Origin of the sequence: Faecalimicrobium dakarense (genome assembly GCF_000499525.1) — a bacterium.
Classification (GTDB): Bacteria; Bacillota; Clostridia; order Peptostreptococcales; family Peptostreptococcaceae; genus Faecalimicrobium; species Faecalimicrobium dakarense.
In genome coordinates, this window is sequence record NZ_HG529346.1 from 1 (window position 1) to 26166 (window position 26166).

Annotated in this window: 31 protein-coding genes and 1 riboswitch; of the genes, 6 read left to right on the plus strand and 25 right to left on the minus strand. The window is 27.9% G+C overall.

Going from position 1 to position 26166, the window contains the following annotated elements:
* Window positions 1-36: 36 nt before the first annotated feature.
* Genes BN899_RS10195 through BN899_RS10205 form a run of 3 tightly spaced genes read right to left on the minus strand, consistent with a single transcriptional unit; the run spans window position 37 to window position 1192 of the window.
* Window positions 37-228, minus strand: a complete 192-nt coding sequence (locus BN899_RS10195; protein ID WP_042275069.1) for a hypothetical protein — start codon at window positions 226-228, stop codon at window positions 37-39.
* A 14-nt stretch (window positions 229-242) separates the two neighbouring features.
* Window positions 243-656: a DUF1284 domain-containing protein gene (locus tag BN899_RS10200; protein ID WP_042275071.1), complete on the minus strand. Its 414-nt coding sequence runs from the start codon at window positions 654-656 to the stop codon at window positions 243-245.
* Entirely contained in the window at window positions 650-1192 is a 543-nt protein-coding gene (locus BN899_RS10205) for a biotin transporter BioY (protein WP_042275072.1), read from the minus strand. Before BN899_RS10205 ends, BN899_RS10200 begins: the two co-directional genes overlap by 7 nt.
* A 205-nt stretch (window positions 1193-1397) precedes the next feature.
* Between BN899_RS10205 and BN899_RS10210 the strand changes: the two genes are divergently transcribed.
* Window positions 1398-3005 carry a Na/Pi cotransporter family protein gene (locus BN899_RS10210; protein WP_042275073.1) on the plus strand — a complete coding sequence of 536 codons (1608 nt, stop codon included), beginning with the start codon at window positions 1398-1400 and terminating at the stop codon, window positions 3003-3005.
* Window positions 3006-3110: 105 nt separating this feature from the next.
* On the opposite strand, the gene BN899_RS10215 is transcribed toward BN899_RS10210, so the two are convergent.
* Complete coding sequence (locus BN899_RS10215) at window positions 3111-3386, minus strand: hypothetical protein (RefSeq protein ID WP_042275074.1); 276 nt, start codon at window positions 3384-3386, stop codon at window positions 3111-3113.
* A 249-nt stretch (window positions 3387-3635) separates the two neighbouring features.
* On the opposite strand from BN899_RS10215, the gene BN899_RS10220 reads away from it, so the two are divergent.
* Complete coding sequence (locus tag BN899_RS10220; RefSeq protein ID WP_242824147.1) at window positions 3636-4310, plus strand: lysophospholipid acyltransferase family protein; 675 nt, start codon at window positions 3636-3638, stop codon at window positions 4308-4310.
* Window positions 4311-4361: 51 nt separating this feature from the next.
* Here the strand turns inward: BN899_RS10220 and moaC are convergent, their stop codons facing one another.
* The 14 genes from moaC to thiC form a co-directional block, all read right to left on the minus strand.
* Window positions 4362-4829: a cyclic pyranopterin monophosphate synthase MoaC gene (gene moaC / locus BN899_RS10225; RefSeq protein WP_042275076.1), complete on the minus strand. Its 468-nt coding sequence runs from the start codon at window positions 4827-4829 to the stop codon at window positions 4362-4364.
* Between the two features lies 1 nt (window position 4830).
* Entirely contained in the window at window positions 4831-5790 is a 960-nt protein-coding gene (moaA, locus tag BN899_RS10230) for a GTP 3',8-cyclase MoaA (protein ID WP_042275077.1), read from the minus strand.
* Window positions 5791-5833: 43 nt separating this feature from the next.
* A complete protein-coding gene (locus BN899_RS10235; RefSeq protein ID WP_042275078.1) occupies window positions 5834-6337 on the minus strand; it encodes a MogA/MoaB family molybdenum cofactor biosynthesis protein in 504 nt (167 codons plus the stop codon).
* An 85-nt stretch (window positions 6338-6422) separates the two neighbouring features.
* The gene (gene yqeB / locus BN899_RS10240; protein WP_042275079.1) at window positions 6423-7253 is read right to left on the minus strand and encodes a selenium-dependent molybdenum cofactor biosynthesis protein YqeB; all 831 of its coding nucleotides are present in this window, start codon (window positions 7251-7253) and stop codon (window positions 6423-6425) included.
* Window positions 7254-7431: 178 nt separating this feature from the next.
* Window positions 7432-7560, minus strand: a complete 129-nt coding sequence (locus BN899_RS20160; protein ID WP_278244982.1) for a hypothetical protein — start codon at window positions 7558-7560, stop codon at window positions 7432-7434.
* 4 nt (window positions 7561-7564) lie between these two features.
* Complete coding sequence (locus BN899_RS10245) at window positions 7565-7894, minus strand: YbjQ family protein (RefSeq protein ID WP_042275080.1); 330 nt, start codon at window positions 7892-7894, stop codon at window positions 7565-7567.
* 263 nt (window positions 7895-8157) lie between these two features.
* Window positions 8158-8481, minus strand: coding sequence for a CoA-binding protein (locus BN899_RS10250; protein WP_052356803.1), 324 nt, complete (start codon window positions 8479-8481; stop codon window positions 8158-8160).
* A 72-nt stretch (window positions 8482-8553) separates the two neighbouring features.
* Window positions 8554-9207 (minus strand): thiamine phosphate synthase, encoded by a 654-nt coding sequence (locus BN899_RS10255; protein ID WP_042275081.1) that lies wholly within the window; start codon window positions 9205-9207, stop codon window positions 8554-8556.
* A complete protein-coding gene (locus BN899_RS10260; RefSeq protein ID WP_330362524.1) occupies window positions 9207-9995 on the minus strand; it encodes a hypothetical protein in 789 nt (262 codons plus the stop codon). The genes BN899_RS10255 and BN899_RS10260 overlap by 1 nt, the downstream gene beginning before the upstream one ends.
* Window positions 9983-10309, minus strand: a complete 327-nt coding sequence (locus tag BN899_RS20540; RefSeq protein WP_330362525.1) for a hypothetical protein — start codon at window positions 10307-10309, stop codon at window positions 9983-9985. Before BN899_RS20540 ends, BN899_RS10260 begins: the two co-directional genes overlap by 13 nt.
* A gap of 34 nt (window positions 10310-10343) precedes the next feature.
* Window positions 10344-11120, minus strand: coding sequence for a thiazole synthase (locus BN899_RS10265; protein WP_042275082.1), 777 nt, complete (start codon window positions 11118-11120; stop codon window positions 10344-10346).
* 19 nt (window positions 11121-11139) lie between these two features.
* A complete protein-coding gene (thiF, locus tag BN899_RS10270) occupies window positions 11140-11934 on the minus strand; it encodes a sulfur carrier protein ThiS adenylyltransferase ThiF (RefSeq protein ID WP_042275083.1) in 795 nt (264 codons plus the stop codon).
* Entirely contained in the window at window positions 11935-12129 is a 195-nt protein-coding gene (thiS, locus tag BN899_RS10275; RefSeq protein WP_042275084.1) for a sulfur carrier protein ThiS, read from the minus strand.
* A 129-nt stretch (window positions 12130-12258) separates the two neighbouring features.
* Window positions 12259-13560: a phosphomethylpyrimidine synthase ThiC gene (gene thiC / locus BN899_RS10280; RefSeq protein WP_042275086.1), complete on the minus strand. Its 1302-nt coding sequence runs from the start codon at window positions 13558-13560 to the stop codon at window positions 12259-12261.
* A gap of 175 nt (window positions 13561-13735) precedes the next feature.
* Window positions 13736-13846, minus strand: a riboswitch (TPP riboswitch).
* Between the two features lie 292 nt (window positions 13847-14138).
* Between thiC and BN899_RS20165 the strand changes: the two genes are divergently transcribed.
* Window positions 14139-15131, plus strand: coding sequence for an MATE family efflux transporter (locus BN899_RS20165; RefSeq protein ID WP_278244983.1), 993 nt, complete (start codon window positions 14139-14141; stop codon window positions 15129-15131).
* Window positions 15132-15144: 13 nt separating this feature from the next.
* Window positions 15145-15540, plus strand: a complete 396-nt coding sequence (locus BN899_RS20170; RefSeq protein WP_278244984.1) for an MATE family efflux transporter — start codon at window positions 15145-15147, stop codon at window positions 15538-15540.
* Between the two features lie 51 nt (window positions 15541-15591).
* On the opposite strand, the gene deoD is transcribed toward BN899_RS20170, so the two are convergent.
* Together deoD and BN899_RS10295 are read right to left on the minus strand one after the other, a co-directional pair.
* Window positions 15592-16299, minus strand: a complete 708-nt coding sequence (deoD, locus tag BN899_RS10290) for a purine-nucleoside phosphorylase (protein ID WP_042275089.1) — start codon at window positions 16297-16299, stop codon at window positions 15592-15594.
* 20 nt (window positions 16300-16319) lie between these two features.
* Window positions 16320-17348, minus strand: coding sequence for a BMP family lipoprotein (locus BN899_RS10295; protein ID WP_042275091.1), 1029 nt, complete (start codon window positions 17346-17348; stop codon window positions 16320-16322).
* A gap of 250 nt (window positions 17349-17598) precedes the next feature.
* On the opposite strand from BN899_RS10295, the gene BN899_RS10300 reads away from it, so the two are divergent.
* A complete protein-coding gene (locus BN899_RS10300; protein ID WP_042275093.1) occupies window positions 17599-18963 on the plus strand; it encodes an amidohydrolase in 1365 nt (454 codons plus the stop codon).
* Between the two features lie 33 nt (window positions 18964-18996).
* On the opposite strand, the gene BN899_RS10305 is transcribed toward BN899_RS10300, so the two are convergent.
* The 4 genes from BN899_RS10305 to recQ all read right to left on the minus strand — a co-directional run bounded on the left by BN899_RS10305 (window position 18997) and on the right by recQ (window position 23847).
* A complete protein-coding gene (locus BN899_RS10305) occupies window positions 18997-19458 on the minus strand; it encodes a threonine/serine exporter family protein (RefSeq protein ID WP_042275095.1) in 462 nt (153 codons plus the stop codon).
* A gap of 1 nt (window position 19459) precedes the next feature.
* On the minus strand, window positions 19460-20221 hold the full coding sequence (locus BN899_RS10310; RefSeq protein WP_042275097.1) for a threonine/serine exporter family protein: 762 nt from the start codon (window positions 20219-20221) through the stop codon (window positions 19460-19462).
* 152 nt (window positions 20222-20373) lie between these two features.
* Window positions 20374-21219, minus strand: a complete 846-nt coding sequence (locus BN899_RS10315) for a DegV family protein (protein WP_042275098.1) — start codon at window positions 21217-21219, stop codon at window positions 20374-20376.
* Window positions 21220-21393: 174 nt separating this feature from the next.
* A complete protein-coding gene (recQ, locus tag BN899_RS10320) occupies window positions 21394-23847 on the minus strand; it encodes a DNA helicase RecQ (RefSeq protein WP_042275100.1) in 2454 nt (817 codons plus the stop codon).
* 168 nt (window positions 23848-24015) lie between these two features.
* Here recQ and BN899_RS10325 point away from each other — a divergent pair, with 168 nt between their 5' ends.
* A complete protein-coding gene (locus tag BN899_RS10325; protein ID WP_042275101.1) occupies window positions 24016-24417 on the plus strand; it encodes a hypothetical protein in 402 nt (133 codons plus the stop codon).
* Between the two features lie 42 nt (window positions 24418-24459).
* Here the strand turns inward: BN899_RS10325 and BN899_RS10330 are convergent, their stop codons facing one another.
* Entirely contained in the window at window positions 24460-25881 is a 1422-nt protein-coding gene (locus tag BN899_RS10330; protein WP_042275103.1) for an alanine/glycine:cation symporter family protein, read from the minus strand.
* Window positions 25882-26166: the final 285 nt, after the last annotated feature.

Sequence of the window (26166 nt, forward strand, 5' to 3'; positions counted from 1 at the left end):
AAACTACCTACTATTAAGTAGGTAGTTTTTTTGTTATCACCTATGCTTTAAATATACAAAATGTTCTTCTAATATATTTTCATGCTTTAAAATAACTAAATACTCATTATAGTGAGCATTGTATGGCTTAGTAAATTTACAACTAAGTATGTACTCACTATCCTCTAGTTCTAATAATTCTACATCCTTTAAAAATTTTCTATCTAAGAGTTCCCTTAATCTATCCATTTTCTACCCCTAACTTATAGTATAAAAACTTTACAGTTTGCTATTTTATACCACTCACAATTTTGGCATATATCATCAAAAACTTCTTCTGTAATATTATTATATACTATTTCCTCTAAATCTTTATAGCTATATATACCTTCCTCTATATCAAAATACTTGCTTACTTTTAAATCAAGAGCATTTATCTTATCCTGACTAGAGCATAAATTATTATCTATATTATTTGGACATTTATTACATATACTGTCTATATTAAATGTTATTTCTACTTTACTATCTTTATTTAAACCTGTAGTTTTACAAAAATAATTATAAGCGTTTATACTTTTAATAACACTTTTCATATTATCATTAAATTCTTCACTGTATCCTTTACCTTGATACGCTCTCATACATAAAATATGATGTGGTCTTATTTTTAACATGATTTAGCCTCTATTCTAACTCTCTTTGATATAGTGCTTCCAACCAAAGTGGCCAATCCTATTTTAATTAAATCTATAGGTATAAATGGTATTACACAAGCCATAAGACCTTGAGTAAATGTCATTTTAGTTATAAATGTAAACATAACTGTTCCAATTAAATAATCCATACTTAATCCTATAACCATCCCTATAATTATGCCTATTGTATTTTTAAATTTTGATGAAAAGTATCCTATTACTAATGCCATTATAGGAAATCCTAATATAAATCCTCCGGTTGGACCAACTACTATATTAATTCCTCCTGACATTTGAGCAAATACTGGCATTCCTATAATTCCCATAAGTATATATATTAATTGCGAAATAAATCCATTTTTAGCACCTAATATCAAACCTGATAATGCTACAGCAAATATTTGCATTGTCAGCGGTACGGTTGTAAAAGGTATTGGTATAGATATTTGAGATAATATAGACGTTACACCTGCAAATAATCCACACATTATAATTTCTCTAGTGCTTAATTTCATAACTACCTCCTTTATTTAATCCTGTATTTTAGTTAACTTATTTTAGTTTTTAGGTTTACATTTTAATTATATTATATTTTTTTATTTTGTCAATTCTGATTAATAAAAAGTTTTAGTAAATAGTTAAATATAAAAAGTTTTATATTACACTTTTTGGACACAATATTTAATAAGAAACTTTATTAAGGATTAAGGAGGCAAAAAATTGAATATAGCAATAAGCCTTATTGGAGGTCTCGGACTTTTCCTATTTGGAATGAATTTAATGGGAGAAGGTCTTCAAAAATCTGCTGGAAACAAATTGAAGAGAATAATAGAACTTTTAACAAGCAATGTTTTAATGGGTGTTTTAGTCGGTACAGTAGTTACTGGTATAATACAAAGCTCTAGTGCAACAACCGTTATGGTTGTTGGTTTTGTAAATGCTGGAATCATGAGCCTTTCTCAAGCAATCGGTGTTATAATGGGAGCAAATATAGGTACTACTATAACTGCTCAGATTGTATCTTTTAACCTAGAAGGTCTCGCACCTATTGCCCTTGGAATTGGTATTGTTTTATATATGTTCCCTGGTAAAAAAAGATTTAAAAATATTGGAGAAATACTTATAGGTTTTGGTATCTTATTTACTGGTATGGAATTTATGAAAGATGCAGTTAAGCCTTTAGCCGATCTTCCACAATTTAGAGATGCATTACTATACTTTGGTCATCATCCTATATTAGGTATATTAGCTGGTTTCTTAATAACTGGTATAGTACAAAGTTCTAGTGCCTCTATGGGTATGCTTATAGCATTAGCCTCTGAAGGGTTATTGCCATTATCATCTGCTTTGCCTATACTTTATGGTGATAATATAGGTACTTGTGTCACTTCTTTACTTTCTAGTATAGGAGCAAGTATTAACGCTAGAAGGGCCGCTATAATGCATCTAAGTTTTAACGTCATAGGTACTATAATATTTGTTCTTATTTTGAATAAGCCAATTGCAGCAATAGTAAGTTCAATAAACCCAACTGACTCTGCTAGACAAATAGCAAATGCTCATACTTTATTCAATATTATAAACGTTATAATATTATTACCATTCTCTAAGTACATAGTAAAACTAGCTATGAAGTTAGTTCCTGAAAGAGATGACGAAGAATCTACTCATACTACTAAATATTTAGATGAAAGGATTATTGAAACACCTTCTATCGCACTTGGTAATACAGTATCTGAAACTTTAAGAATGGGAAAAAAAGCTACTATTACTTTAGAATCTTCTTTTAAAGGCTTTTTAGATAAGGATTCCAATGAAGTAAAAAAAGCATTTGAATATGAAGAAACGGTTAATAAATTGCAAAAAGATTTACTAAATTATTTATTAAAACTCTCTAAGGCTCCTTTAAATGAGGGCGAAAGATTTAAGACAGATTTACTTTTTAATACTATAAATGATATAGAAAGGGTTTCTGACCATGCTGATAATATAGCAGAACTTGCTAATGATGTAATTGAATTAAATATTGATTTTTCAGATACCGCTGTAAATGAAATCAAAGACATCTATAGCAAGGCTTTATCTAATTTTAAAGATTCCTTACTTGCATTAAAAGATGAGGATACAAAATTAGCAAAAAAAGTGTTAGAAGTAGAAAAAGAAGTTAATTATCTTGAAAAATCCTTTAGAAAGTATCATATAAATAGATTGAATGAAGGTAACTGCACTATAGATGCAGGTGTTTTATATCTAGATTTAGTTTCTAATTTAGAAAGAATATCTGACCATTCTGTAAATATTGCACAACAAGTTTTAAAACTTCAGTAGAATTTATTTTATAATTTATAGATAATTATATTAATAAAAGCTAACCGTAAGGTACTTACTTTATTTAGTAAAACACTTTACAGTTAGCTTTTATATTTTACTTATTTAGTCTATTATTAATCTAATTATATCTCCATTGTTTCTTTCTAAATATGCTATTTCTCCTGTAAGATTATAATCAAATGCATTAATTAATAGATTTAATAGCTTTTGGCTATCCATAATATCATCTTTGCCACTTAAAAAATCTAGTGCATTATTTTTTACCATTCTTTTTACAAAATCTAATGGTAGTTTTATATGTATTTTATCCCCAGTATGAGACATAATCCTTATTCTTAAGAGTCTCTCTTCATAGGCTCTTGTAATTTGTTTTGGCATAGTTCCTCCTAAAATTTAATATTATATAGTGTTTTAATATACTCATACTGTTATTTATATTCTTTATATAATATGCTTTATTCCATATATTACTGTTTAATTATCTGTTAATTTCATATAATAAATATTTTATGATAAAATATATGTTATATAAATTATTATTAGGAGATGAGTGTATTGTTTAATTATATAAAATTTGCTCTGTACCAAGTAATAGGTCTTTCTTGTTATCTTCCTACACTTATTAAAATGAAAAAAAATTCTTCTAGAGATGATAGCTATAAAAGTATTTTTAATTTCTTGTATAATCATACTAGGAAATCTCTTAATTTAGTAAATATAAATGTAAGTGTAGTTGGTAAAGAAAAAATACCTAAAATACCGGTATTATTCGTTGTAAATCATTCTAGCATGTTGGATAGCTTTATATTAATGTCTAGTGTGGGCAGACCTATTGGATGTGTAATTGCTGATGAACCAATATGGAAAAGTATGCCTATTATTAGTGATATTTTAAAGGCTATTAGATGTGTTTATATTAATAGGGAAAATAATCGAGAAGGTATTAAAAGTATTAATCAAGCTTCAGAAAATATATTATCTGGACTTAGCATGGCCGTCTTTCCTGAAGGTGATTTAACTTGGGTTAAAGACCCAAATGCTTTAGTATCAAATTTTAGAAGTGGTGCTCTAAAGATTGCATATAAAGCAAAATGTCCAATTGTTCCTATGGTTATAAAAAATTCAAAAAATACTTATGAAGGCTATCAACCTATTGGAAAAATTAATTCAGCAAATGTTGAAGTTGAGTTTTTAGATCCAATTTATGACCATATTGAAAATCCTAAATTAAGGTCTACTATACTAGCTGAAAATATAAAAAATAATATGATTGAAAAAATGAAATTTTTTAATAAAAAATAAAAAAGTATGAAATTATCATACTTTTTTATTTTATTAATGTTTTATATTAAATTAAAATTTAAAATCCCCTGATTTTCCGCCTATTTTTTCAAGCACATGTATATTGCTTATAACCATTCTCTTATCTATTGCCTTACACATATCATATATTGTAAGTGCAGCAATAGTAGCTGAATTTAGCGCTTCCATTTCGACACCTGTTTTTCCAAGAGATTTGCACGTTGCATATATATTTATACTTGAAGTTTCATCATTTATTTCAAAGTCTAAATCACATCCGACTAAATTTATCTGATGACACATAGGTATATTATTAGAAGTGTTTTTTGCACCCATTATTCCTGCAACTTGAGCTACTGAAAGTACCTCTCCTTTTTTTACTTGTCCATTTTTTATCTTATATAAAGCTTCTTCACTCATTGTAATTGTCGCTACTGCCGTTGCCTCTCTTTTAGTGTCGTCTTTATCACTGATATCTACCATTTTTGCGTAACCTTTTTCATTTATATGAGTTAACATTTTATCCTCCGATTTCATACATACTTCTATCTGTATCACTGCATTGATTCTCTATTAAATAATGCTTTTCTGGTTTACCTAAAATTATTTCCCTCATAATCTCTTTGAAAATCATCGGTTTATGAAGATAATATTTTATATCTACTTCTTCTTTAGAATGAAGACAAGGTTTTATAGTTCCATTTGAAGTCACCCTTATACGATTGCAATCGCTACAGAATGAACACGTCATAGGAGTTATTACACCTATCCTTCCCTTCGCTCCATTAAACTTATAATACTGTGCTGTGCTATTTTCATTGTCAGCAACTTTATATAAATCCTTTATTTGCTCTATTTCAGCCCCTATATTAAAGTATCCATTTTTATAAACTTCCTTAGCCTGACCTAATGGCATTAATTCTATAAATCTGACATCTATAGGGTAATAGTTCGTCATCATTATAAAATCATACAATTCATCATCGTTAAATCCATTTATAGCTACACAGTTTATTTTTACTTTAATCCCTACTTTTAAGCATGTATTTATAGATTTTAAAACTTCTTTTAATTGTCCATTTCTTGTTATACTTTTATACTTATATTCTTTTAAAGAATCCAAACTAATATTTACACTTTTTAAACCACTTTCTTTTAGTTCATATGCTATGTCAGCAAGTCCGATTCCATTAGTAGTTATTGCAATATTTTCTATATTACATTCTTTATGTGTAAACTGTATTAGTTCAATTAAATTAGGGTATAAAAGTGGCTCACCTCCAGTAAACCTAACCTTAGTTATTCCTAAGTCCGACATGGATTTCACTATAAACTTATAATCATTAAAACTTAAATCATTATTTATATAATTCTTTTCAAATTTAACATCAGATGGTATACAGTAAACACATCTTAAATTACATTTATCAGTAAGCGAAATCCTAACATAATTTATTTTTCTTCCAAATTTATCTCTCATAGCTACTTCTACCCTCTTCGTCTATTATATATTTAATTATATACTATTTTTCGACTTTAGTGGCACATTCTGTAGCTTCTCCCTTTAAAATTTCTATTCCATGATCTAGTGCATCTATTACAAAGCTTAGATTTTCAACTGCACCTTTAGGGCTTCCTGGTAAATTTATTATTATTGAATTTTTTCTTATTCCACTTACTCCTCTACTTAAAATAGCTTTTTTAGTTATTTCACTAGATTTCATCCTCATGTATTCACTGATTCCTGGTATCTCTTTTTCTAATACCTCTTTAGTAGCTTCTGGAGTTATATCTCGTTTAGAAAAACCTGTTCCTCCATTAGTTAAAATTAAGTCTGCACACTCATTATCACAAATATTTATAAGTTCTTCTTTTAACATTTCTTTATCATCTTTAATTAATTTATAACTTACAACCTTATATATACCTGTCTTTTCAACAAACTCAGTTAGCTTTTTCCCTGTTATATCTTCTCTTAATCCTTCATATCCCTTATCGCTAAGAGTTATTATTGATACATTAAACATGCTTTACCTCCATTTTTTGTTTATATATTATACCTAGTTTTGCTTATTTATCTAATCTTAAATTTTAATTTTTTATTTATTATATCTAATATTTCTTGGTACAAGAAAAAATCTCACAGTTTGACAATATAGCTTCTAAAACACCTCCAGATATACATCTTCCCTTATCAGATATTGTATAAGAATTTTTTAACTCTTCTAATCTTGGATCTATATCTAGTATTTTTAAATTATTAGGTACTATGGCTCCATCCCTTATAATACCCCTTAATAATCCATCTATAGTTGCTTTTACTTCATGCTTGTTATTCTTTTCATCTATTATATAAGCTAATACTTGATTCTTTTTTACTATATCTCCTATATTTGCTAAAGTTTTAATTTCACCACAACTATTTGAATATACTACCCTATCTTTACTTATTCCATTTATACTTCCAGGTACCCCTGTATTTTTCATAGCGAAACCTTCAGTAATTACTCTACCTAAATTATGACCTCTCATAGTTTCAACTACGATGTCAACATCCTCTCCTGCACAAAATCCTGGACCTAAACCTATAGTTAAATTGGCCATATCTTTAGTTGTTCCAAGATTTTTCTTTGCAAGTATTGCATCTATTACTACACTTGGATTTAATTTTTTTATATATTCCCCCTTAGCATCTACCACTAATGCCACATTTTTATTATTTATTGTGTCTTCTATTTCATCTATAGTTTTACACAATTTACAATTTACACCTTCTACAGTCATTTCACCAGTATAAACCGCCTCGCTAAAAGCCACTTCTCTTCTTATGGCTAAAGGCTTGTCTATTTCTAATGCCACTACTTTAAATCCACATCTATTCAATCTATGTATAATAGCTGTAGATAAATCTCCTGCTCCTCTTACTACTATAATATTTTCCATAGAATTCCCCTCAAACTTTTATTTATTTATTTATGTACTAGTATTATACAATACATACTTGTCATTTTAATAGGTTAATAATTAGTATTTTTAAATTTAATTACATATAACAATAGTATAAGGAGCCCACAAACTAGACTCCTTATACTATTATTAATTTAATATTTATCGTATTTCTCTAAATGCTCATTTTTCTTTCTTTTTTTCTTTCAACTATCTTTACTATTAATAGTACTATGCTTCCAGTAACTATCATAAATGGAACTAACAAACCTAAAATAATTGCTATTATTCCCATTGCTCCCATAAAACTACCCACTTATACCGTCTTCTATTACAACAGCTGTTCCATATGCTAGCATTTCTGCTGCTCCTTGCATAACTGCTGCAGAAGTTAATCTAAATCCTATTATGGCATTTGCTCCTTGGGCTTCTGCGTCCTCTACCATTCTCCCTATAGCTATTTTTCTTGCTTCTACAAGCATTTCATCATACCCTGTAAGTTCTCCACCTACAAGTTGTTTAAAACTAGCACCTATGTCTTTCCCTATATGTTTTGATCTTATTGTACTTCCCTTTACTAATCCGACTACCTTAGTAATTTTTTTTCCTGGTACATCATTAATCGTTAATATTAACACATTTACCACTCCCTTTCTATCCTCATTTTAATTGTAACATAGATTCAATTAACTATTTATACTCTAAATTGGTAAATAGTCTAATTTTTAAATATATATTCATATTATATAAATTTAGTAACTTTATATATAATTTTAAATATACTGTAATTATGGATACAATAAACTAAAAATACGCATAAATAAAAAAGAAACCTTAAAGATTTCTTTTTTAGTATCTTGATATCTCATTGAATAAACTTAAATCACATGAAATATTTAATTTAAGCTCTTTTGCTTTTTTTTAATATTGATTCATTATAACTTCCTTTTTCAAACCAAATATTTTTTATATCTAATAGCTCAATCTCATCTAGGATGTCATACGCTTGTAAAGATAAGCTGGTAATAATTACAACATCTATATTATGTGGAACATCTTTTAGGCTTTCATATGTTTGTGCATTTACTATATTGTAGTTATTTTTATTAATACATACTACTTTATACTCCTTGCTTTTAAGCATGTCTATTATCTGATGTACTTTATATATTTCTTTTTCATCATCTATAACAATTGCTAAGGAATGATATTTAAGTAAATTCATAAACTTACCCCCAAATAAATACTTCACTAATATAATATGTTTTATATGTCAGAATTTTGCATGATTTATTATTTATTTGCTATATTTATATTCTCTTAAATAGCTATTAATAGTAGTAAATACATCTTTAGATTTCATAATAGTGGACATTACTGCAAAATCATCACAATATTTTTCAATTTTATGAATATTTTCTGGAAGTATACCTCCTAAGGCAACTATCTTTAAATTAGTAATTTTTCTAGCTTCTTTCAATAAATCAATTCCTTTAGGTTGTAACCCTTCTTTACATTTTGTTTCATATATATGAGATAATATTATGTAATCTATTTTTATATCGTATTTTTTTATTATCTCTTCTACATAAAAAATTTCTTTAATGCTATGTAATGATAATCCTAGGATTTTATCTTTATTAAATTTAAACTTATTGTTTACAAGTTTTTTAAATAGACTTAACGTAAGATGAATTCCATCAGCATTAGTTTTTTCAAATACATCTAAATTACTGTTTATTATTAAATTTACATTATATCTTTTACTTTTGTCTTTTTGTTTTATTTTTTCTAAAGTTTCTTTTATTTTTGTATATAGTTTTACTAAGCTATCATTATCTAAATCTTTTTCTCTTATTATTATATTTTCTATTCCACTTAAAATGCTTTCTTTTATAACATTCATATATCTTTTTTCATGACAAAGATTTCTATTTGTAATAAGATACATTAAAATTTCTCCCAATCTTTAAATACATGTTGATATCCAATACTTTTTAGCATATCTTTAATTTCATCTACACTACTTTCATCACTTATTTTAAACTGTGATGTATCGTCATCCTTTTGAGTTCTTCCACCTACATCTGTAGAAACTCCTGCACTTAATTTTGTTATACCTAGTGGTATTAAATTTTTTCTTAGTGATAAACTTTCTCTTGTTGATAAGTTTATTCCACCATTATTATCAAATAATCTAATACATAATATCGACTGGACTAAATCTTTATCATTTACTTCTTTTATACCTTCATAACATCCTTTAAAAGGCCTTATTCGTGGAACAGAGTAAGACAATTCAACTTTAGGATAATTTTTTTTTAAGTATTTCCCATGCAATAATGTATAAAAAACTTCTTTTCTAAAGTTATTAAGTCCTAAAAGTGCTCCTATTGACAAACTTCTCATACCAGCTTTTGCCCCTCTTTCTGGAGCATCTAATCTGAATTTATAATTAGATTTTGGGCCTTTAATATGAACTTCTTTGTAAACTTCTTCATCATAAACTTCTTGGTACACAGTAAGTGAATCTACACCTTTTTTAACCATATATTTATAATCATCAGTTTCCATTGGATAAACTTCAATACCTATTGATGAGAACTTTTCTTTTAAACTATCCACAGCTTTAGAAATATATTCAACATTTGAATGAATATTGCTTTCTCCTGTTAGAATTAGTAAATGTTTAAACCCTTCTTTAGATATAGCTTCTCCTTCAAGTTTTATTTCTTCCAAATTAAGCTTTTTCTTTTTATTTTACTTTCTAAATTATAGCCACAATATACACACTTATTTATACAATAGTTTGCTATATACATCGGAGTATACAAGCATATAGTTTTTCCGAAATACTGATTAGTTATTTTATTTGCCTTTTGTGCCATTTCTTCTAAATAATTAGATGCTTTTTTTGAAAGTAAGTTTAATAAATCATACTCATCAAGATTTTCTTTACTCAAACTTTTAATAACATCTTCATCTGTTACATTATTCATATATCTATCTATATCTATATTTTTATAGCTTTCTATAACACCATAAAAACTCATTTTAGCACCCCCTTTATGAAACAGTTAATGTTTACTAACTATCTGCACCACTTAAAAAACCAGTTAATGGTGATGATGCATTAGCATAATTTGATACTAAACCTATTTTTGCAAGATAAGCTTCTCTTCCACCTTCTACTGCTAACTTAAATGCTCTTGCCATCTTTATAGGATCTCCTGCTGATGCTATTGCTGTGTTAACTAAAACTGCAGCTGCACCCATTTCCATAGCTTCCATTGCTTGAGATGGTTTACCTATTCCTGCATCTACTATTATCGGTATATCTAATTCTTCTATCATTATCTTTATCATTTCTTTCATCTTAATTCCTCGATTTGACCCAATAGGTGAGCCTAAAGGCATAACTGCTGCTGATCCTGCTTCTATTAACTTTCTTCCTGCATATAAATCTGGGCTCATATAAGGAAGTACTATAAATCCTTCATTAGCTAATATTTTTGTAGCCTTTATTGTTTCTTCGTTATCAGGAAGCAAATATTTATTATCATTTATTACCTCTATTTTTATAAAATTTCCACATCCCATTTTACGAGCTATTCTTGCTATCCTCACTGCTTCTTCAGCATTTGTAGCACCAGATGTATTTGGAAGTATTGTCATAGATTTCGGAATATGAGTTAGTATATTTTCTTCTTTATTATCTAAATCAACTCTTCTTAAAGCCATAGTTATTATTTCACTTTTACTTTCATCTATAACTTTCGGTAAAATATCATTTGATCCGTACTTTCCTGTTCCTATTAAAAGTCTGCTGTCAAATTCATAATTTCCTAAATTTAATTTGTCCATTATAAAATTCCCCTTTAAGTTATTTTTCTATTAATATTCTTGTAGCTAAATTAGCCATATGATTTGCGCAGATAGCCACTCTTGGAGCCATCAGACCTTCTCCTATTTTTGCTTCATTTATAAAATCTCCACAGATATAAAACTTATCTCTTATTTTTTTTGTAGTTATAATATTTGAATCATAATATCCTGCCATACCTGAAGATGCTATTAAGTACTTGTCCTTCATATTTAGTAATACATAATTACATATTTGTGCCTTATATTTTGGATTGTCAAAGGCTTCTATTATTATATCTACATCATTAAAATATTCCATATTATCCTTAGTTATAAATATATTGTGCGTTTTTATATTTATAAAAGGATTTATTCTTTTTATATTTTCCTTTAAAGCATACGTCTTATTTTTTCCTATATCATCTATGAAATATTGTTGTCTATTAAGATTTGATGGCTCTACAACATCAAAATCAGCAAGCACTAATTTACCTACTCCTATTCTAGCTAAGGATACAGCTATATTAGATCCTAGACCTCCAAGACCTAATATAGCCACTTTTCCTTGTTCTAATTTACTATGTATATTTGGAGTATGCCTTGCTATTAATAAATTTTTTAGTTCTTCTTTAGATGGCACTTCTCCCTTTCTTATTAAAGTTATCTTATCATTTTCTTTAAGTAAAATATCTTCACTTATTTGATATCCATTTAATATTAATACATCACTATCTTCTTTATATCTTTCTTTAACTTGGTAGGCAGCTATATTTTTATCTACTTCTCGCAAAACTTCATTTACAAAAATTTTCATTTAACCACCTCCAACAAAGTTTATAATTTCTATTACATCTTCTTTGTTTATTATGTAGCCTTCATATTCATTTTCATCTATTATATTAAAGTTTATTTCAACAACAACTCTATCTTTATTTAGGTTATATTTGTTTAACAAATCTATTATATTCATATTACTTTTAAATTCTACATCTTTACCATTAACCTTCATTTATTCACCCCCAAAAGATTATGATATTAAATAATTAGCAACACGTTGCTCAAAGTGAATCTTGAGCAACGGATATATCTGACGTGCTATATCAAAGATATATCGTTGGCGACATGAGCGAAGCGAATTTTAAACTAAGCTAACTTCTTCATTGTTTAGTACTTTTTTTACAGTCCTCATAGAACACATTTTTCCACACATTGTACAACTATCTTCATGAGTTGGTCTTGATTCTTCTCTAAACTTTCTAGCCTTTACTGGGTCTATACAAAGCTTAAACATTTCTTCCCAATCTAGTTCTACTCTTGCCTTACTCATTTTATTGTCCCAATCTCTAGCGCCTTTAACATTTTTAGCTATATCCCCTGCATGTGCAGCTATTTTTGTAGCTATTATTCCTTCTTTCATATCTTCTAAATTTGGTAGTCTTAGATGTTCCGCTGGTGTTACATAGCATAAAAAGTCTACTCCTTTAGAACTAGCTAATGCTCCACCTATTGCACTTGTTATATGATCATATCCCGGTGCTATATCTGTTACTAATGGCCCTAATACATAAAATGGAGCTTCATGGCAAAGTCTCTTTTGTAAAATAACATTCGCCTCTATCTCGTCAATTGCCATATGCCCTGGACCTTCTATCATAACTTGTACATTTCTTTTCCAAGCTTTTTTAGTAAGTTCCCCGAGAACAATAAGTTCATCTATTTGAATCCCATCTGTAGAATCATGTATAGATCCTGGCCTACATGCATCTCCAAGACTTAAAGTAACATCATATTCTTCACAAATATCTAATATTTTATCAAAGTTAGTATATAAAGGATTTTCTTTATCATTTAGCTCCATCCAAGCAAATAATAATGAACCTCCACGAGATACTATATGAGTTAATCTATTATTATCTTTTATTTTTTTACAAACATTTCTAGTAAGTCCTGCGTGTATAGTTATAAAATCTACGCCATCTACTGCATGTTGCTTTATTACATTTAAAAATTCCTCTTCTTTAATATCTTTTAAGTCTTTATCTAAAAATCCTACTGCATCATACATAGGAACTGAACCTATCATAGCATGAGATATATTTATCAATTTTTCTCTAAATTCTCTTGTTTTTCCATAGCTACTTAAATCCATTATTGCTTCTATATTCATATCTAGTGCTGTTTTAACCTTTTCTAGTTCTTTTTCTATGTTATTACAATCTCTTGAAATACCTAGATTTACATTTACTTTAGTTCTTAAATTTTTTCCAATACCATGTGGACTAAGTGATTTGTGGTTTTTATTTGCCGGTATAACTACTTTTCCTTTAGCTATTAATTCCCTAAGATTATTTACATCTATTGATTCCTTTTTAGCTACAATTTCCATTTCTTTAGTTATAATTCCTTTTCTTGCTGCATCCATTTGAGTTGAATATTTCATGTGCTACCCCCTAAATTTATTTTTTGTTAGGGAATGCTTTTAGAAAGCTTATTGTGCTTATGTAGATTATATTTTGATTAGTTTTTCCTTACATTAAAAAAAGTACTTTTCTTTAATATAAGGAAAGCACTTCAATAATTAGCATAAATAACTAATTTAATATATAAATTAGTTAACTTTATACATAAAGCTTCCCTTCGCAAGCATTACCTTGATCAGGTAGTTAGGGTTTGTACGTTGAGGCTTTTATCTCAGCTAGCCAATTCTAGCTCCCCTAGCTCTAATATTTTTATCATTTTTACAAGTTAAGTGTAACACAGTAAATTTATTCCTTCAATCATTCATTTTATAAAAAATATGGATTTAATTTTTTCATTGACTTTATACATTCATGTATTATATAATGATATGGATTTTGTATTAATCCGTACAAAATTCTAACTACACTAGTTTTAATTATATATATTATACATCTTACGGTTTTAAGATGTATGAGTGTTGAACATCCACTTGAAAAAAACTCCAAGTGGGTGTTTTTTATTTTTATTTTTTATGGAAATTTTTTAAGGAGGAGATTTATGATTAAAAATACAATAGTAAAATATAAAAAAGATAAAGCATTTTATAAGCACTTATTTCTAATTACATTACCAATTGTACTTCAAAGTTTAATAACATCATCACTTAATATGCTTGATACTATGATGATAGGTAAAGTTGGAGAAGTAGAACTTGCTTCAGTTGGTATAGCTAATCAATATTATTTTTTATTCTCTCTACTTTCTAACGGAATAGCAATAGGGTCTGGAGTTCTTATTGCTCAACTTTGGGGTAAAAAGGATAACGATAATATAAAGAGGGTTTTATCAAAATCATTATTTTATGCTTTAGCCTTAACTCTAGCTTTTATGGCTTTAGGACTTTTAATACCTGAAAAAATCATGGCAATATTTACTAATGATTCAGATGTAGTTAAAATAGGAGTTCAATATTTACAAATAGTTATTATAAGTTATTTCTTTACTACTATAACATTCACATTCTCTAGTGGACTTAGAAGTATTGGAAATACTCGACTTCCAATGTGGGCTAGTTTTACAGGACTTATAGTTAATGGTATTTTAAATACTATACTTATATTCGGGCTTTTAGGTATGCCTGCACTTGGAATAAGAGGTGCTGCAATAGCTACTCTTATTGCTAGAATTACAGAATGCTTAATAGTAGTTATATCAGTTTACAAGAATATAGATGTCTTAAAATTAAAATTTAGTTATATATTCTCATTACCTAAATCAATATCATCTACTCTTGTTGCTATTACTATCCCAATACTTGCTAATGAAGCTTGTTGGGCATTTGGAAATATTACTTATAATGCAATTTACGCTAGAATTGGAACAGGTGCTGCAGCTTCTATGCAAATATGCAGTACCGTTATGAATTTATTTATGATATTTACATTCGGTCTTGCAAATGCTGCAGTTGTTATAATAGGAAATGAAATTGGTGCAAACAAAGAAGAGTCTGCTATAGATGCATCTAAAAAAAATTGCAAGTTTATCAATTAGGATTTCTATATTATTGTCTATATTAATGGCAATTACAGCTAATCCAATAGTATCATTCTTTAATGTATCTCCTGAAGTCAAATTATCTTCAGAGTATATCTTATATATTTATGCCATTATAATGTTATTTAGAGTTTATAATGCAGTTATGATAGTTGGTATATTAAGAGGTGGAGGGGATGCTACTTATGGATCTGTATTACAAGGTTGTACTCTTTGGTTTGTAGGTATACCTTTAGCCTATATTGCTGCATTTATATTACATTTACCAGTTCACTTAGTAGTTGCATTTACTGTATCTGAAGAGATACTTAAAGCGACTCTTATAATTAAAAGATTTAAATCTTTTAAATGGCTTAGAAATATAGTTAATGATGATAAAGTAGAAATTAACACTGTTACTAATTAAAAATATAATTTTATTATAATAAAAAAGAGAAGTTAAAAACTTCTCTTTTTTTTACGCTAATTCTAAAGCTATTTCCATCATCTTAGTAAATGCTGTTTGTCTTTCCATTGTAGTTGTTGCCACACCTTCAAATGGTAAATCTGATATTGTAAGCATGCAAAGTGCATTTACACCAGCTCTTGCAGCATTCATATATAAAGCAGCCGCTTCCATTTCAACTGCTAATACATTCATTTTGCTCCATACCTTAAGTGAATCTAGTCCACCATCACTATAAAAAACGTCACTTGATAATATGTTACCAACTTTAGCATCTATTCCCTTTTCTTTAGCTATATCATAGGCTTTTCTAGTTAATTCAAAACTAGCTACTGGTGCAAAAGTTCCTGGTAAATTATATTGAGATGCATAGTTAGAATCTGTACACGCTCCACTACCTATTACTATATCTTGTATTTTTAAATCACTATTTAAAGCTCCTGCCGAACCTATTCTTATAAGATTTTTTACTCCATAAAAATGTATAAGCTCATATGAATAAATTCCCATTGATGGTCCACCCATACCTGTTCCTTGTACAGATATTCTTTTGCCTTTATAATACCCAGTATATCCATACATACCTCTTACCGTATTATATTCAACAGCATCCTCTAAAAAGTTTTCTGCTATAAATTTTGCCCTTAATGGGTCTCCTGGAAGTAATATAGTTTCTGCTATATCTCCTAAATTCGCGTTATTATGTGGTGTTAATCCCATTTTAAGTCCCTCCTAGTTATCTAATTACCTAATTTATCGTATTGTTCTTGGTTAACCGGAACAATAATCTCTCCATTTTGTATCTTTTTAGCTTGTTCATTTACAAAATTAATTATATCTTCACTAACATTTTTATTTGTAGTAGATGCAATTCCAACAGCATCTTCTTTAAGTCCATAAATACTTACTTCTCCACCTTTGAATTTACCTTCTACTAAATCTTTAACTGTATTATATACAACCATATCAACTCTTTTAATAGCCGATGTTATAACATTATTTGGAGCTAATGAATTTTGATCTTTGTCTACCCCTATAGCCATCTTATTATTTTCTTTTGCAGCTTCTATTGCTCCAGAACCTGTGTCACCTGCTGTTGTGAATACAACATCTACGTTATTACTATGCATCTGGTTAGCTATAGCTTTTCCTTTAGAAGCGTCTGTATATGTATCTGCATATTGTCTTAATACTTTAGTATTATTTCCTGCTGCATCAACACCTGCTAAATATCCATATTCAAAACTTTCTATTATAGGATTTTTAGTTCCTCCTATAAACCCTACAGTTCCTGTTTCACTCTTTTTAGCAGCTACTAATCCAACTAAATAAGCAGCTTCTTGTGCATTAAACATTATTGAATTTACATTTTCAGGTTGATCTTCGTATGAATGGTCAATTATTGCAAACTTTTGTTCTGGATAATGTTTAGCAGCTTCTTTTATTGCTTCGTCCATTTGAAATCCTATACCTATTACTAAATCAGCATCTTGTTCTACTGCAGTTTCAACATTTGGCGCATAATCTGATTGTTGTTTTGATTCTATAACATTTACCTTTACCCCTAATTCATCTTTTGCTTTTTGAAGGCCTTCCCAAGCAGATTGGTTAAATGATTGATCATTAATCCCGCCAACATCTGATACCATAGTTACTTTTATAGCATCTGATGATTTTTCACCTTTTTCTTTATTTGAACTACACCCTATTAACATTGAAGATGTTAAAGATAGAATAATTCCTAAAGATAATAGCTGTCTAATTTTCATATGTCCCTCCAAATAATCTGTCTTTTTTAATATTCTATATGGTTTTTCCAAACAATTCAACATTTTTTTTATTTAAAGTTCCATATAATATTTACTTTTTCATCTTAAATATTTTTTAAAGTACGATTTTTGCATTAATTTTAAATCAAAATATTTTTATATTATAATTGATTAATATTTACGTTTATTATATAATATTTTAAAATAATATAAAATTTTCAACTATATATTCTTAAAGGGCGGGTAGATTATGACACAATTACTTATAAAAAATGCTTATTTAATAACAATGAATGATGAAAGAGATGTTTATGAAAATGGAAACATTTTGATAGAAGATAATATAATAAAGGCTGTTGGTAAATTTGATAATAGTATTGTAGATAAGAATGCGGAGATTTATGATGCTAATGGAAAAATCCTTATGCCTGGGCTTATAAATACACATGTTCATTTATCTCAGCAGTTAGGACGCGGTATTGCTGATGACGTTGATTTATTAACTTGGCTTAGAGATAGAGTTTGGCCTTATGAAAGTAGCTTTGACTATAATGATTCATTAATCTCATCTACTGCTTGCTGTATAGAATTAATACGTTCTGGTGTAACAACATTCTTAGAATCCGGTGGCCAATATGTAGATGCAATGGTTGAGGCAGTTGATAAAACTGGTATAAGAGCATGCCTTGCAAAATCTGTTATGGATCAAGGTGAAGGATTACCTGAAGCTTGGCAAAAAACTTGTGAAGAAGAATTAAAAACTCAAATAGATTTATTTGAAAAATATAATAATACATCAAATGAAAGAGTTAAAATATGGTTCGCTCTTAGAACAATATTTAACAACTCCGATGAACTAATAGTTAAAACTAAAGAATTAGCTGATAAGTATAATACCGGTATACACATGCATATAGCTGAAATAGCTGACGAAGTTGATTTTGCCAAAACTCGTAATGGGCTTCCTACCGTTGAACATTTAAATAGTTTAGGTGCTTTAGGTCCAAACTTATTAGCAGTTCATACAGTATGGTTAACTAATAGAGAAATAGATTTATTCAGATTAAATAATGTTAAAGTATCTCATAACCCTGCAGCTGCAATGAAAGTAGTATTAGGATTTGCTTCAATACCAGAAATGTTAGATAAAGGAATCCCTGTATCTATAGGAACAGATGGAGCACCTTCAAATAATAGAATGGATATGATGAGAGATATGTATTTAACATCTCTTATACACAAAGGTAGAACATTAAATCCTACTGTAGTTAATGCCGAAAAAATACTTGAAATGGCTACAATAAATGGTGCTAAATGTGCATTATTAAATAAAGAAATAGGTAGTCTTGAAGTTGGTAAAAAAGCTGATATGATAATACTAAATCCAAATACTATTCACTCTTTACCAATGCACAATCCTATTGGAAATATAGTTTATGCTATGAGTAGTGAAAATATAGAATCAACTATTTGCGATGGTAAATGGTTAATGAAAGAAAAGAAAATACTAGTTTTAGATGAATCTAAATTATTAGAGAAAATAAAAGAACAAGCTAAAAAAATTAGAGAAAAATCAAATATAAAATTAAATTCTAACTTTAATATAATTAAATAAATAAAAAACCTTATGTATATATACATAAGGTTTTTAACTTACTTTTTCTTTTCGTCTTCCTATTTTATTAATTATTCTATTTATTTTAATATTCCTAAAAATAGTAGATACAAATATAACTCCAAGTGCTAATGCTCCAGCTACAGCTAACGTATTTATTCCATAATCCATTCCCTTTGTGTAGTTACCAATTATAAATTCATACATTGTATTGTATACACCATATCCTGGTACTAATGGTATTAGACAACATACAGTTAATGTAGTTGATGGAGTTTTATATATTCTAGCACATATTTCACAATATATACTAAAGCATATTGCTGATATAAAGCAAGATGATGCTTCTCCTAGCTGATAACCTAATCCAAGTTTATACACAAGCCAACCTAATCCACCGCCTATACACGCTACTATCAATCGTTTTCCTTTTATATTAAAAAGCACTCCAAAGCTAAATGCTGCTAAAGATGCAGCTATTACTTCTAAAATCATTTTATATCCCCCTCATTTTAAGATATAAATGTATAATTGTACCTGTTCCCACAGCTATTGATATTCCAATTAAAAGCACCTCTGATGCTTTTGTCAGTCCTGAAACTAACTGTCCATCAATTACGTCTCTTATAGAATTAGTAAGCGCTAAACCTGGTACTAAGATCATTATAGCTCCTGCAATTAATTTATCTATTTGACTAATTATTCCAAAATCTAAAAGTATAACTGAATAAATAGCTATAATTGCGCCACCTATACTATTTATGAAAAATTCATTCAATGAAGACTTACCTAAGCCTATTAGTGATAACTTTAATATGATACCTATTATAAAAGAAGCTATTATATCATTTATACTTCCACCAAATATTAGTGTAAATGATGAAGTAGCTATACCTGATACTATTAACTGTGTTTTTACATCATAAGAATCTTCTTTACTAAGCTTCTCTAATTCTTGTTCACATTCATATATATTTAACTTCTCATTATATATTTTCCTAGATAATGAATTAATATTGTGTACTTTGTTTAAATCAATTCCTCTTGATTTTATTCTTTTAACTATAGAATGTACTTTTCCGTCTACTGATACAGAAACTATTACTGCTGTGGGACTAGCAAATACATCCACTTCGTCTACATCAAATGATTGGCATATTCTCGATATAGTTTCTTCTACTCTGTATGTTTCTCCACCACTTTGCAGCATTAGCTTACCTGCATTTGAAGAGAAATTTAATACTCTATTGATATCCATAAGTACCCCCTTTACTTACATTTATTTTGATAATTTTTTTTGCCAATTATATGTAAATACATTTTATTTTAAACCATAATTTCCTATATGTAAAGTTGTAATTTGTTTGAATGCTTACTAATAAAAAAAGATAGGCAAAATGCCTATCTTTTTTATTTATCACTGCATGCGATTCCAACAACTGCTGGCCCTGTATGAGCACATATACAACTACCTATATTTATAAAAATAAGATCCCCTACTTTTAATTCTTCAACTAATTTTTTCTTTAATAATTCTAAATCAGATTTATTGTCTCCACATCCAATTATAACTCTTTTATTAGTTAAATCTTCACCATGATTTTCTTTTATAAGCTCTATCATCTTACTTATTACCTGCTTTTTACCTCTTGATTGTGCTAATGGCTTAACTAAACCATCTTCTAAGCATATTACAGGTTTTATATTTAACATATTACCAATAGTAGCTTTAGCTGATGATATTCTTCCTCCTTTTTGTAAATACTCTAATGTATCTACTGTGAAAAATACTGATGTATTATCTCTAAGTACTTCTAATTTAGATATGATTTCTTCTATACTTTTTCCTTCTTTTACTAACTCTGCTGCAGTTAATACAATACATCCAGATCCTAATGATGCAGATAAACTGTCAAAAGCATAAACATTTCCTTTTATATCATTTTTAGCCATTACTCCACTTTGATAAGTTCCAGATAAATTAGAAGAACCTCCTATGTATAAGACATCTATATTTTCATTTGTATACTTTTCAAAAGCATTTTTAAAACTCATATATGTTACTTGAGATGTTTTAGGAAGAGTTTCATTCTCTCTTAACATTTTATAAAATTCATCTTTTGTTATATCTATTCCATCTATATATTCTTTTTCATTAAATATTACACTAAGTGGTACTACTTCTATGTCATACTTATCTATTAATTCTTTAGATAAATCAGTTAAGCTATCGCATACTATTTTTATATTATTCATTAATTTCCTCCAAATTGCTATATACTAAACCTACATTTTATTATAAGTATTATTACTAGGTATTAAAATCTTACCATAATTTATACCACATTACAATATTTTTATATTTCAAATAACATCTAAAAAAGGCTCGTACTCTAAATTAATAGTGTACTAGCCTTTATTTATAATAGTTTATTCATTTATATATTTTTCAAGTATTACAGCCCTTATATTTTCATATTTTATATGTTCTGGAAGTTCTTTTTTTATAGCACCTATTTTTTCTTCACCTAGTTTATTACATGCATCTAATATTAAATCTTTATCACTTTCACTGTATAAAGACTTAGTATCTATTTTAAATTTAATTTCTTTATTTTCTTTTACATAGTCACAAATATAACCTAACACTGTAGATAAAGAAATCTCTATTTCATCACATACATCTTTTATATCAATACCTTGATTTAATAGATCTAGTGTAATTTCATCATTTTTTCTACTATCTCCATCTAAAACAAGTTTTAATCTTTTTTTCTCTTCCCATTTAACTTCTATACTATTTTCATTTACATATTTTTTTACTATTTCTATTATATCTTTGCCATATTTATTTATTTTTACAGGTCCAATACCACCTATATCATTAAGTTGTTCTTCCTCTAAAGGATATCTACCACTTATTTCTTTTAATGAGTTATTAGGAAGTACCATGTACGGTAGTGTTCCTTCTACTTTAGATATATTTAATCTAAGTTCTTTTAACTTATTATATAAATTGATATCTGTATTTACTTCAAAGTATTCACTATCTTTAAATGCACTTTCTTTTTTATTTGATATAGTTGATTTATCTATATTTTTTGCAATAATATATTCATTTATAATATTTTCAAATAAAGTCCCATATCTTTCGTACTTAATTTCTCCGACACCAGATACGCTAAGCATTTCATCTTTACTAGTTGCATAAATACTAGCCATATTTTTAAGAGTTGCATCTCCAAATACCATATAAGGAGCTATCTTTTCATTTTTAGCAATTTCACTTCTTAAAGTTATTAATCTTTCATATAGCTCATTTTCCACATAAGCTGATTTAGTAACTTTATCTTCTTTAAATTCTACTTTGATTTCTTTTTTTATAACTTTCATAGATTGTTCATTAAGTGCTATAGTAGGAAAACTTCCTCTATGCCCTGGATTTTCAACTATATCTAAGAATCCATGAGATACTAATGTATTTATAAATGTTTTTAAATCATCACTAGAATAGTTTTTCATAATTCCATAAGTAGATAAAGTATTGAAGTTTAAATCTAATACTTTTTTATTCTTAGATCCTCTAAGAACATCTACTATCATATTTACGCCGTATCCTCTTTTCATCCTTGCAATACACGATATAACCTTTTGGGCATCTAAAGTTTTATCTGTAATTTCTCCTTCATTTAAACAATTACTACAATTATTACAATCATTTTCTACATCTTCACCAAAGTATGATAGTATACTTTTTCTATAGCACATATTACTATAAACTAAATCTACCATTTGCTGTAGCTTTTTATACTGCACTAATTTTCTATTTGGATTTTCTATACCCACTTCTATTAAATATTTATGTGTATGAATATCCCCTGGCGCAAATAATAAAGTACATTCACTATCTTCTCCATCTCTTCCTGCTCTACCAATTTCTTGATAGTAATTTTCTATACTTTGTGGCATATTGTAGTGAACAACCCATCTAATATTTGGCTTGTCTATACCCATTCCAAAAGCATTTGTTGCTACCATAATCTTAATATCATCATTTATAAAATCTTCTTGATTTTTCTTTCTTACTTCTGTAGATAATCCTGCATGATACTTTGATACTGATACATTTCTCTTTAATAATCCTTCATAAATACTTTCTACTTCTTTTCTAGTAGCTGCATATATTATTCCAGATTCATTTTTATGATTTTCTATATAATCAAGAAGATATCTATTTTTAGATGATGATTTTACTATGTTTATAGATAAATTTTCTCTATCAAATCCCGTTATATAAATATCCGGTTCATTGAGGTCTAATATATTTAATATATCTTCTCTAACTTCATCTGATGCAGTTGCTGTGAATGCTGTTATTATAGGTATATTTCCTAAACTTTTTATAAAATATGGAATTCTTTTATAACTTGATCTAAAATCATGCCCCCATTGAGATACACAATGCGCTTCATCTATTGCAACTTGAGAAATATTTTTAAATCTCATTATCTCAATAAAATCAATACTATCCAATCTTTCTGGTGCTACATATATTATTTTATATTTATCATCCTTAATATTATCAAGTATTTCATTATATTCACTAGTTGATAAAGAACTATTTATAAATTCTGCCTCTATTCCCATAGCTTTAAGTGCATCTACTTGGTCCTTCATAAGAGATATTAAAGGTGATATAACTATTGTAAGCCCATCTAAATAAAGAGCTGGTACTTGGTAACAAATAGATTTTCCTCCACCGGTTGGCATTATGGCTAAAACATCTTTTTTATTTATTATTGAATTTATTATACTTTCTTGCCCTCTTCTAAAACTTGTATATCCATAGTATTTAGATAGTATATCTAAAGTTTTTATACTCATTAAACTTCTCCTAACTTTATATTAATTTTAAAATTTTATTTTCCTATATTTAAGCACTTAAAAATTCTCTAAACCTACTTAATATTTTAAGTGATATATTTAAACTCATTAATTTAATATTTTATCATAAATATTATAATAACATGAAAAATTTTGGAGGGATTATATATGAACAAAAAAGAAATAACACCCTTAACACCAGATAAATATAATCTTATAAAAAAATATAATTTAACTCTTGATGATAATTTTATCTGGGTATGTAAGCACGAAAAGTATCATACTATTAAATATTTCTCACATAAGTTTGCTACTAAACATTCTACTTTAGCTCTTTTATTTTATATACATAGACTATGCTATGGCAAAATAAAGTACTTTGAAGAAAATTTTGATAAATGCGAACCTTATAAATATAATTTTATAAATGGATTTTGTAAATGTCCTATATATGATATGGAATTTATACTTCATAAACCAAGTAATATAATGATAGATATTAGAAACTTAAAAGAAATTCATAATATGGATGAATTTAAAAGCTTTTATTCTTATCTAGAAAGCTTTTAAAAAACAAAAATACCTCAACCAAATTAGTTGAGGTATTTTTGTTTACATTGTTTGTTCCGGCTTATCATTCCAGCACTCTGTATTTTTAAGACCTTTTATGCTTGATGCTCTAAATACTGGATCTTTTATTCCTGATTTCTTTTGTTCTGTATAATCATTTAATGCCATAAATGCAAATTTTCCAAGTAATGCTATTGCTATTAGATTTATTATTGCCATTAATCCCATAAATAAATCTGCTAAATTCCAAACTATATCTACTTGAGTTAATGATCCAAATAAAACCATGCATACAACACCAACTCTGAATATATTTAAAATAGATTTATTTTCACTCATAAATTCTATATTTGATTCGCCATAATAATAGTTACCTACTATAGAACTAAATGCAAATAAGAATATACATACTGCTATAAATGTTCCCCCGATTGGACCTATATGAGCAGTAAGCGCTTCTTGTGTTAATTCTATACCACTAAGACCACTTGATTGATATCCTGGGTATAAAAGTATTATAAAAGCAGTACAACTACATATAACTATCGTATCTGTAAATACTCCTAAAGCTTGTATTAAACCTTGTTTAACTGGATGAGTTGTATCTGCTGTTGCTGCAGCATTTGGTGCACTACCCATACCAGCTTCATTAGAAAATAAACCTCTTTTTATTCCTATTAGCATCATACCACCCATAGTACCCATAGATGCACTTCTAAAATCAAGTGCACTTGTAAATATTAATTTAAATACACCTGGTAATTGTCCTATATTTGTTATCACTATAAATAATGCAACTAATATATATAACCCTGCAAGTACTGGTACTATAACTTCAGAGACTTTTGCTATTCTTTGAACTCCGCCAAAGATTGTAAGTCCAGTTAAAACTACAAGTATTATACCTATTACTAATTTATTTGCTCCAAAGGCATTATTAAATGCAAGCGAAATTGTATTCGCTTGAACTGCATTAAATACAAATCCGAAAGAAATTGTTATCAATATAGAAAATATTACTCCCATCCACTTTTTATTTAAACCTTTTTCCATATAATAAGCTGGTCCACCTCTAAATGCATTTCCATTCTTAACTTTAAATATCTGAGCTAATGTACTTTCCACAAAACCTGATGCTGAACCTATTAAAGCTATAAGCCACATCCAAAATACTGCCCCTGGTCCTCCTGCTACTACTGCAAGTGCTATACCTGCTATATTACCTGTTCCAACTCTTGAGGCTGTACTTATACAAAATGCCTGGAAAGAAGATACTTTACCCTCTTTTTTTGCCTCTTTTGAACTTCCCTCTCCTAAAAGCCTAAACATTTCTTTAAAATATCTAAACTGAACAAAATTTGTTTTCACTGTAAAGTAAAGTCCAAGCACTATTAATGCAGATATTAATATGTATGTCCATATAAAATTATTAGCGCTAAGAACTAATTTATTTAAAACTTCCATTTAAATTCCTCCTTTTTTATTATTATAAATTAAACATATAATGAATAATTTATTTTTTATAATTCATTATATGTTATATAATACCCTATTTACCACCTAATTTCAATACAATTTTGCATGTTTTGTTTTTAAAATTGCATTTTTGTTTTTTTATTTTGAAATTATTTTTGTACAAATACTTTTTATATTTTAATTATTATATAAAATTACTTTAGCTATTATTTCCGAATTTTCAAAGTAATATTATGATATAGATAAAAAATACCCCAACTAAATTAGTTGAGG